The organism is Streptococcus mitis, from assembly GCF_001579035.1.
GTDB lineage: Bacteria > Bacillota > Bacilli > Lactobacillales > Streptococcaceae > Streptococcus > Streptococcus mitis_J.
On the sequence record NZ_KQ970287.1, the window covers coordinates 141,664 to 145,420 of the forward strand.

4 protein-coding genes and 1 pseudogene are annotated in these 3,757 nt (G+C 41.0%); 3 read left to right on the top strand and 2 right to left on the bottom strand.

Annotated elements, in window-relative coordinates:
• The coding region (locus SMIDD26_RS12865) for an AAA family ATPase (protein WP_246746920.1) at positions 1 to 1,404 on the bottom strand (1,404 nt) is incomplete at its 3' end.
• A gap of 230 nt (positions 1,405 to 1,634) precedes the next feature.
• Positions 1,635 to 1,865, bottom strand: coding sequence for a DUF1797 family protein (locus tag SMIDD26_RS05145; protein ID WP_000443574.1), 231 nt, complete (start codon positions 1,863 to 1,865; stop codon positions 1,635 to 1,637).
• 189 nt (positions 1,866 to 2,054) lie between these two features.
• Here SMIDD26_RS05145 and SMIDD26_RS05150 point away from each other — a divergent pair, with 189 nt between their 5' ends.
• From SMIDD26_RS05150 to SMIDD26_RS05160, 3 genes and pseudogenes are all read left to right on the top strand, one after another.
• Positions 2,055 to 2,738, top strand: coding sequence for an amino acid ABC transporter permease (locus SMIDD26_RS05150; RefSeq protein ID WP_061439317.1), 684 nt, complete (start codon positions 2,055 to 2,057; stop codon positions 2,736 to 2,738).
• Complete coding sequence (locus SMIDD26_RS05155; RefSeq protein WP_000140955.1) at positions 2,738 to 3,472, top strand: amino acid ABC transporter ATP-binding protein; 735 nt, start codon at positions 2,738 to 2,740, stop codon at positions 3,470 to 3,472. Before SMIDD26_RS05150 ends, SMIDD26_RS05155 begins: the two co-directional genes overlap by 1 nt.
• Positions 3,473 to 3,625: 153 nt before the next feature.
• A pseudogene (locus SMIDD26_RS05160) lies at positions 3,626 to 3,757 on the top strand (bifunctional methylenetetrahydrofolate dehydrogenase/methenyltetrahydrofolate cyclohydrolase); the annotation flags it as partial.

Sequence of the window (3,757 nt, forward strand, 5' to 3'; positions counted from 1 at the left end):
ACGGCGAATAGCCTTGGCAATCTTATCGACAGCATCATCTTGGCCAATAACATGAGACTTGAGATCTTCGGCTAGATGGATGAGTTGAGATTGTTCTTTCTCTTTCAAATCCCCAACAGGGATATTGGTTTTCTGCTCGATAATGTGCTCAATGGTTTTCTCACTGATGATAGGAGTATTCTGGTCCGTAACCTTTTTCTTTTGCATTTCCTTATACTTAGCAATCTGGTCGCGGAAGTAGGCGGCCTTCTCAAAATCTTCCTCTCGTGTAGCTTGAGACTTGAGATTTTCAGCCTCGATTAAGCGTTGATCAATGACTTTAGGATCCACAAAATTCAAGGTCAAGTTCATCTTAGAGCCAGCTTCATCTAGGAGGTCAATGGCCTTGTCAGGTAAGAAGCGATCTTGGATATAGCGATTGGAAAGAGTTGCAGCTGCTTCAATTGCAGCATCGGTATATTGAACGTGGTGGTAGTCTTCGTATTTCTTTTGAATTCCTTTGAGGATAGTGATTGTTTCGTCCACTGTTGGTTCATCGACTTTAACAGGCTGCATACGACGCTCTAAGGCAGCATCCTTTTCAATGATACGGTATTCATTGAGGGTAGTAGCACCGACCAGTTGCAGTTCTCCACGAGCAAGGGCTGGCTTGAGGATATTTCCTGCGTCCATATTACCATCACTCGCAGAACCAGCACCGACAATTTCATGGATTTCATCGATAAAGAGGATGATGTCCTCACGTTTGCGAATTTCTTCCATGAGTTTTTGCATGCGTTCTTCAAATTGTCCTCGGATACCCGTTCCTTGGACCAGGCTAACCACATCCAGACGGATGACTTGTTTACCTTGGAGTTTATGTGGAACATCGCCATCAACGATTTTCTGAGCTAGACCTTCGACAACGGCAGTTTTTCCGACACCTGGTTCACCGATAAGGACAGGATTATTCTTGGTTCTGCGATTGAGAATCTCGATGACACGGATAATCTCATCGTCGCGCCCAATAACAGGGTCTATATCTCCACGACGGGCAATCTCAGTTACGTTGATACCAAATTCTTCTAGCAGGCCTTTTTCTTGGCTTGGTGGTGGAGTTTGAGCGGATTCATGATTTTGGGAACCATAACCGCCGTTTCCACCGTAACCTCCACCTGATTGGGTTGGGGGAATAGGAGGAGTATTGCTAGAAGGTCTGAAATTGTTTAGATCATTGAAGAAATCACCAAAGGGATCGAAGTCACGATTGTTCAGATCCGTCATGCCTTTAAAGAGACTGTTATTAGGATCAGTCTTGATAATCTTGTAGCAGTTTTGACAGAGGTCAATTTGTTTTTGTTTTCCATTGAGATTGGTGTAAAGATGAATTGTTGAGTCGTTGATTTTACAGTTTTGACAAAGCATACATCTACCTCATTTCTTTCTTTAGCCTGACCTGTTCAAAGGTCAAAAATAGTCAAATTTCTATACTCTCATTATAACAGGATTGGACTGTAAAGCAAGTAAAAAGATTGCAGCTTTGAGAAGTTGTTACAATGAAAATCTTCGTGGATTTGGACTATAAAAAAATCCTATTTGTGAGACAAAAAGGATTTTGGTTAGACATGCAGGGTGTAATCCCAGCTTGTTTTGTATTAGTAGAGGAGTTCGTAAATCTCCATTGCAATCAAGTCAATGCTGTCAAACGTATACGTTTCGCGAGCTTCGACATCACGAAGGGTAAAGATTGAGCCGTTTTCTTCGTCGTGGCTGTATGCAACTTCTGCAACAACAACTCCTTCGCGTTCAAAATTACGTTTTAAATTTCCGCCATCGTTTGCCATTGCTTCAAGGCGGTTGATGATTCTAACCAAATGTGATTCCATTTTGATTCTCCTTCATTTCTTATCGTTACTATTTTACCATAAAGGAGGCCAACTTGACTAGAAAAAACTAAGATTTCTCGCTAATTCTGCTAGTTTAAAGATTTTTAAATAAATTGGATAAAAGATTTGAATTTTAATTCAAAACATGTTATAATCATACAGTACTCTATTTTAGAAAGCAGTGTGACTATGAATTTTTCTTTTTTACCTAAGTATTTACCTTATTTTAACTATGGGGCTGTCGTGACGGTTCTCATTTCTATCTGTGTTGTCTTTTTGGGAACTATTTTGGGTGTTGTCTTGGCTTTTGGGCAACGTTCAAAGTTTAAACCGCTTGTTTGGCTCGCCAACTTGTACGTTTGGATTTTCCGTGGGACGCCAATGATGGTTCAGATTATGATTGCCTTTGCTCTTATGCATATCAATGCCCCGACTATTCAGGTTGGAATTTTGGGTGTTGACCTTTCTCGTCTGATTCCAGGGATTTTGATTATCTCTATGAACAGTGGTGCTTATGTTTCTGAGACTGTTCGTGCCGGAATCAATGCAGTTCCAAAAGGTCAGCTAGAAGCGGCTTATTCGCTAGGGATTCGTCCTAAAAATGCTATGAGATATGTGATTTTGCCACAAGCCATCAAAAATATTTTGCCAGCATTGGGGAACGAATTTATCACCATTATCAAGGACAGCTCCCTCTTATCAGCTGTCGGTGTTATGGAGTTGTGGAACGGGGCTACAACAGTTTCTACAACAACCTATCTACCTTTAACACCACTTTTATTTGCAGCCTTTTACTACTTGATTATGACCTCTATTTTGACCGTAGCCTTGAAAGCTTTTGAAAAACGTATGGGACAAGGAGATAAGAAATAATGACAGAAACCTTGATAAAAATTGAAAATTTACATAAATCATTTGGAAAGAATGAAGTATTGAAGGGCATCAACCTCGAGATTAAAAGAGGAGAAGTTGTCGTTATCATCGGTCCTTCGGGGAGCGGGAAATCTACCTTGCTTCGCTCTATGAATTTGTTGGAAGAAGCGACTAAAGGGAAGGTTATCTTTGAGGGAGTCGATATTACGGACAAGAAGAATGACCTGTTTGCCATGCGTGAGAAGATGGGCATGGTTTTCCAACAATTCAATCTCTTTCCAAATATGACTGTGATGGAAAATATCACCTTGTCACCTATCAAGACCAAAGGTGAGAGCAAGGCTGTTGCTGAGAAGAGAGCCCAAGAGCTTTTGGAAAAAGTTGGTTTGCCAGATAAGGCAACTGCTTATCCACAGAGTTTGTCAGGTGGTCAGCAACAACGGATTGCCATCGCGCGTGGGTTGGCTATGGAACCAGATGTTTTGCTCTTTGACGAGCCAACTTCAGCCTTGGATCCTGAAATGGTAGGTGAGGTATTGGCTGTTATGCAAGACCTTGCCAAGTCAGGGATGACTATGGTTATCGTAACACATGAGATGGGATTTGCCCGTGAGGTGGCAGATCGTGTTATCTTTATGGCAGACGGTGTGGTTGTTGAAGACGGAACACCTGAACAGATTTTTGAACAAACCCAAGAACAACGGACTAAAGATTTCTTGAGTAAGGTTTTATAATCTATTTTAAAATTTCAAGACAAGATTAGTGAAAAGCTCAACCAGAGCTTTTTCTTATAGTTTGAAACTATAGGATTGCCTAGGAAAGAAATGTTAGAGGGTGCTGGCAGTTTTTGGTATAATGGAAGATATTTGAAAGAAAAGAGAAGTGATATGACACAGATTATTGATGGGAAAGCTTTAGCGGCCAAATTGCAGGGGCAGTTGGCTGAAAAGACTGCAAAACTAAAGGAAGAAACAGGTCTAGTACCTGGTTTGGTAGTAATTTTGGTTGGGGACAATCCA